Source organism: Bacteroidia bacterium, assembly GCA_025056095.1.
Lineage (GTDB): Bacteria > Bacteroidota > Bacteroidia > JANWVE01 > JANWVE01 > JANWVE01.
The window spans coordinates 1-4642 of sequence record JANWVW010000223.1; the positions used below are offsets into that span (position 1 = coordinate 1).

A 4642-nucleotide genomic window follows, 5' to 3' on the forward strand; every position below is an offset into this window, starting at 1 on the left:
CGTCAGCGTAGCCCGAAGCACGCCGACCTTGTGGGCATGAGCGCAAGCGAAACGCCCACAAGGGCACGCCCAAAAAAATCAAATTATTTTTTAGAACTAACTATTTCAAAAAAATTACTCACGTAGTTTTTTGCCCGTCAAGTAGATAAATAAGTCTTCAAGAGTAGGTTTTTGAATGGAAATTACATTCAAGTTAATGTGATTTTCTGAAAGTATTTGCTGCAAGGTTGAATTTACGTCATGTACTTTAAGAATGTATTTTCCATCTTCTAGCCGAAATTTGTACTTATCTGCAATTTCTTTTGGAATTTGTATATCTTCCAAAATCAAAGTTGTAGGTAACTTCGCTTGCTGAATGAGTTGAGTAGGCTTGCCAATGTTAATAATTTTGCCATTGTCCATAATAGCTAACCTATCACATAAACGTTCCGCTTCTTCCATATAATGAGTAGTCATTACCACAGTTTTACCTTGCTTTTTCAAATTTTGAATAATATCCCATATATTCCTACGCGCCTGCGGGTCAAGTCCTGTGGTAGGTTCGTCTAAAAAAACAATATCGGGATTATTAACTAATGCTAGAGCTAATACTAAACGCTGCTTTTGTCCGCCTGAAAGGTGTTTAGTAAAAGCTTTACTCTTTTCTTGTAAGTTCACCCAATTAAGCAAAGTGTTGATGTCCATAGACTTAGGGTAGTAGTGAGCAAATAAAGTAATACATTCTCTTACTGTAATTTTATCATACAAAGAAGTACTTTGAAACTGTACCCCGATTCTTTTTTTAATTTCTTGCGAATTTGTTTTGATGTTCATGCCTGCAATATATATCTCGCCTTCATCTGCGGGTTGAAGCATCTCTATGATTTCCAAAGTAGTAGTCTTTCCTGCTCCATTAGGTCCAAGCAATCCGAATACTTCGCCATGATATACCTCAAAACTGACTTGATTTACAGCTATAATTTGCTTAAAGCGCTTGGTGATTTTTTGAACTTGTATAATTGCAGACATTTCGCAGCAAATTAAGTAAAAAAGAGAGCAGAAATTTTGTATAGAGCAGGATACAAAATAAAAAATAAGACTTCTTTACAAGTTTCCTGTAAAGAAGCCTTATTTGAGATAAATGAAATGGCTTAGTTTTGAGTGATAATATATGCTATTCCAACTTGTGAGCTAATAGTTAAATGATGATACTTGCGGGAATCAGGGGTGGCATTGGTAGGACCGCCTGTGGCTAAGTTAATGTTCTGTGTAGCATTATCATTGTTGTCTCTATACCATACGAAAGGTCCTGTTTTATCTTGACTCTTGAAGGCATCTGTGAGAGAGTAGTTGATACGAAGCACGCTAAGATTTAGGTATAGATTTTCAGCTAATTTGACATCTACGCCTACTCCAATTCCAATGGCAAAGTCAAAAGAGTTGGTGTATTTTTTCAGTTTTGTGTTTACACTATCAGGACTTTTTTTCCAGGCAGCTCCCCCTTCTTTATATCGGCTGCCCATACCTACCAAAAATGAAGGTGTAAAAACTAAGTCAAAGTGAGAAATAACATTAGAAAGAGGGTTGGAGTTTACTCTAAGCATCAAGGGTGTAGAAATATATTTCGGAATTATATCTGTTTTGATAACTTTGTCGTTAGATGCGCCTTGATAGCTGTTATCATACGCTATGGTACTAGGAAAGTTACCTCCTACATTGAGATTAGATGAAGTTACTCCTCCTTCTTTATCTTCATTGCGAACTCCCATTTGATTATAGATAATATTAGCACGAATTCCAAGTTGGTCTTTGAAGTTATATCCTAAATCTAGCCCGAAATTTGTACGGTAGATAGGTGTGGGCGCATAGTTATTATCTGCATCCAACCAGTTTTGATTGTACACCCAACACCCCTGGGGCTGTCCAAATGCACCTACCCTTATGCCTATTTGTGCATAGTTAGCACTACTAAGTACAATGCAGGTTAGTAGGAACAAAAGATACTTTTTCATATTGTTGCAAATGAATGGTTTGCAAAAATAATATAGTTGCAAGAAAACTCAAAATTTGTGGGCAATTTTTAGTATTTGCAAAACAATGTAAATCTCATTAAAAATTTTTACTTTTGTGATATGAGTATGTACAAAGTACTATTAGTGGTTATCCTGAGTTTAATTTCACTTTCGGCACATGGGCAAGAAAAGTTTGAAACTTACACAGATAAAAAGCATGGTTTTTCAATTAACTATCCCACAAGTTGGCAAATTGTACACATGCATAACTATATCTGGACTGCAAGGTCAGAGTTAATCAATGTTAAAGATAAGTTTGAGGACATGGTCCATATAGCTGTTCATCCCGTTCACCACTCCGAACATCACCAAGAACCTTTTGAAATAGCCAAAACATACGCCCAAAAAAAAATAGCCACAGTACAAAAAGTACAAGGCAGTAAAATATTAGCTGTAAACAAAAAACTTTTCAAAGAAATACCTGGAACTGAAATAAGCTACATCACTAAAAACAAAGCAGGACATGAAATAAAGTGCTCGGAAATATACATAATGCGTGATAAAAAAATATGGACTTTTATCTACACTGCTTCGGTAGAAGATTACGACCACTGGATACCTTACGTAGATAAAATATGGGATTCTTTCAAGTTCACCGCAACTAAGAAATAGACTTAGCCGTTGCTCAATCGCATGGAAAAAGATGGAATTATATTGAGTGAAAGTGTTATTGAAAAAGCTAAAAACCTTCCCTTAGCGCCTGGATGCTACAAATTTTATAATGAAGAAGGGCAGATTATTTATATTGGAAAAGCAAAATCTCTACGCAAGCGAGTATCTTCATATTTTAATGCTAGCCATAATCAGCATCCAAAAGTGCGGATTATGGTGCGGCAAATCGCAGACATTGAGTACGTGGTTACTGAAACAGAGTTAGACGCTCTTATTTTAGAAAATAACTTAATCAAACAACATCAACCTAAATACAACATTCTACTCAAAGATGACAAGCAATTTCCTTTTCTATGTATAAAAAACGAACGTTTTCCTCGCTTATTGATAGTGCGCAAACGCATCAACGACGGTTCTTTGTATTTTGGACCCTATCCTAACAGCAAAGTCATGTATGCAATCTCTGAAATTTTGCATAAAACAATGTACCTGCGTACTTGTAATTATCACCTTTCTGAAACAAATATAGCCGCAAAAAAATTTAGACCCTGTTTAGAGTATCATATTGGAAGGTGTAAAGCACCCTGTGCAGGACTACAAGACCATGAAGATTACATGCAAAATATTGAATACGTCAAAAAAATACTTAGTGGAAACACTAAACAAGTACTCGAAAGCCTTAAAAATCAAATGTTTGAACATGCAGCAAAACTAGAGTTTGAAAAAGCTAATCTCATAAAAGAAAAGTACGAATTACTCACCAACTACAAAAGCAAATCTACCGTAGTATCAGAAGAAATCAGTAATGTGGATGTATTTACTATTTTAAGCAATGAAAAACTTGCCTTTGTTAATTTTCTAAAAGTAGTAGAGGGAACCGTTATTTTAGCTAAAACCATTGAAGTCAAAAAAGTTTTAGATGAAACCGATACAGAAATTCTTGACCAATTCATTTATGAGGAGTGGCAAAAAAATGACACTAACGCAGTCAAGTTAATCACTAACATTCCTGTTACTATTCATCAAACATTAGGTAAAAGAATAGATAACATTGTACCTGTGTCCGAAGAAGAGGATGGCAATTGGTATAAATTGATGATGCTATCCCTCAAAAATGTCAACTATACGATGAACGAACGCATCACGAACTATGAAAAAGCTAATCCTGAATATCACTATAAAGAAGTTTTAGAAGCTTTACAAAGAGACTTACACTTACCTGTGCTACCTACTCATATTGAGTGTTTTGATAATTCAAATTTGCAAGGTAGCAATCCTGTTTCGGCTATGGTAGTGTATAAAAATGGGCGCCCCTCTAAAAAAGACTATCGGCGATATCACATTCGTACGGTTGTAGGTCCTGATGACTATGCTACTATGCGAGAAGTTTTTACCCGCAGATATACCAAAGCGATACAAAATCAAGAAGAGCTGCCTAATCTTATTATTGTAGATGGAGGTAAAGGGCAACTTTCTGCCGCAGTTAAGGTACTAGAAGAGCTCAAATTGGACATTCCTATCATAAGCATAGCTAAAAAATTAGAAGAAATTTACTTCAAAAATGACCCTATACCCTTGCACATAGATAAAAAAAGCATCACGCTCAAATTCATACAAAAAATTCGCGATGAAGTTCATCGGTACGCTATCACTTTTCACAGGGAAGTTCGTTCTAAAAAAGCTATTCAAACAGAGTTGCTCAATATCAATGGCATAGGTGCAAACACTGCAAAATTGTTATTGCAAAAATTTGGTTCAGTTCAAGCCATCAAAGAAGCCACATTAGAGGAGGTAGCGCAGTGGGTAGGAACGTATAAAGCACATTTAGTAAAAGATTACTTAGAAAAGCAGGAGCAGCAATTGAGTTGAGTGTGAGTATATTTTTGTTGGGTAAGAAGGTTAAATTTTAATTTTTTGGGCGTGTCCTTGTGGGCGTTTCGCTTGCGCTCATGCCCACAAGGTCGGCGTGCTACGGGCTA

The 4642-nt window shown here is 35.9% G+C and carries 4 protein-coding genes; 2 read left to right on the plus strand and 2 right to left on the minus strand.

Annotated features, from left to right (window positions below):
* Positions 1 to 114 precede the first annotated feature (114 nt).
* Both NZ519_12340 and NZ519_12345 read right to left on the minus strand, forming a co-directional pair.
* Positions 115 to 1008, minus strand: a complete 894-nt coding sequence (locus NZ519_12340; protein ID MCS7029543.1) for an ABC transporter ATP-binding protein — start codon at positions 1006 to 1008, stop codon at positions 115 to 117.
* 122 nt (positions 1009 to 1130) lie between these two features.
* The gene (locus NZ519_12345; protein MCS7029544.1) at positions 1131 to 1991 is read right to left on the minus strand and encodes a PorT family protein; all 861 of its coding nucleotides are present in this window, start codon (positions 1989 to 1991) and stop codon (positions 1131 to 1133) included.
* Between the two features lie 120 nt (positions 1992 to 2111).
* On the opposite strand from NZ519_12345, the gene NZ519_12350 reads away from it, so the two are divergent.
* Both NZ519_12350 and uvrC read left to right on the plus strand, forming a co-directional pair.
* Complete coding sequence (locus tag NZ519_12350) at positions 2112 to 2663, plus strand: PsbP-related protein (protein ID MCS7029545.1); 552 nt, start codon at positions 2112 to 2114, stop codon at positions 2661 to 2663.
* Positions 2664 to 2672: 9 nt separating this feature from the next.
* A complete protein-coding gene (gene uvrC, locus NZ519_12355; protein ID MCS7029546.1) occupies positions 2673 to 4532 on the plus strand; it encodes an excinuclease ABC subunit UvrC in 1860 nt (619 codons plus the stop codon).
* The last annotated feature ends 110 nt before the right edge of the window (positions 4533 to 4642 follow it).

Excerpts from the sequence above, each read along its gene's own strand:
- NZ519_12350 (MCS7029545.1), top strand. The coding sequence starts at position 2,112 with ATGAGTATGTACAAAGTACTATTAGTGGTTATCCTGAGTTTAATTTCA.
- NZ519_12345 (MCS7029544.1), bottom strand. The coding sequence starts at position 1,991 with ATGAAAAAGTATCTTTTGTTCCTACTAACCTGCATTGTACTTAGTAGT.
- NZ519_12340 (MCS7029543.1), bottom strand. The coding sequence starts at position 1,008 with ATGTCTGCAATTATACAAGTTCAAAAAATCACCAAGCGCTTTAAGCAA.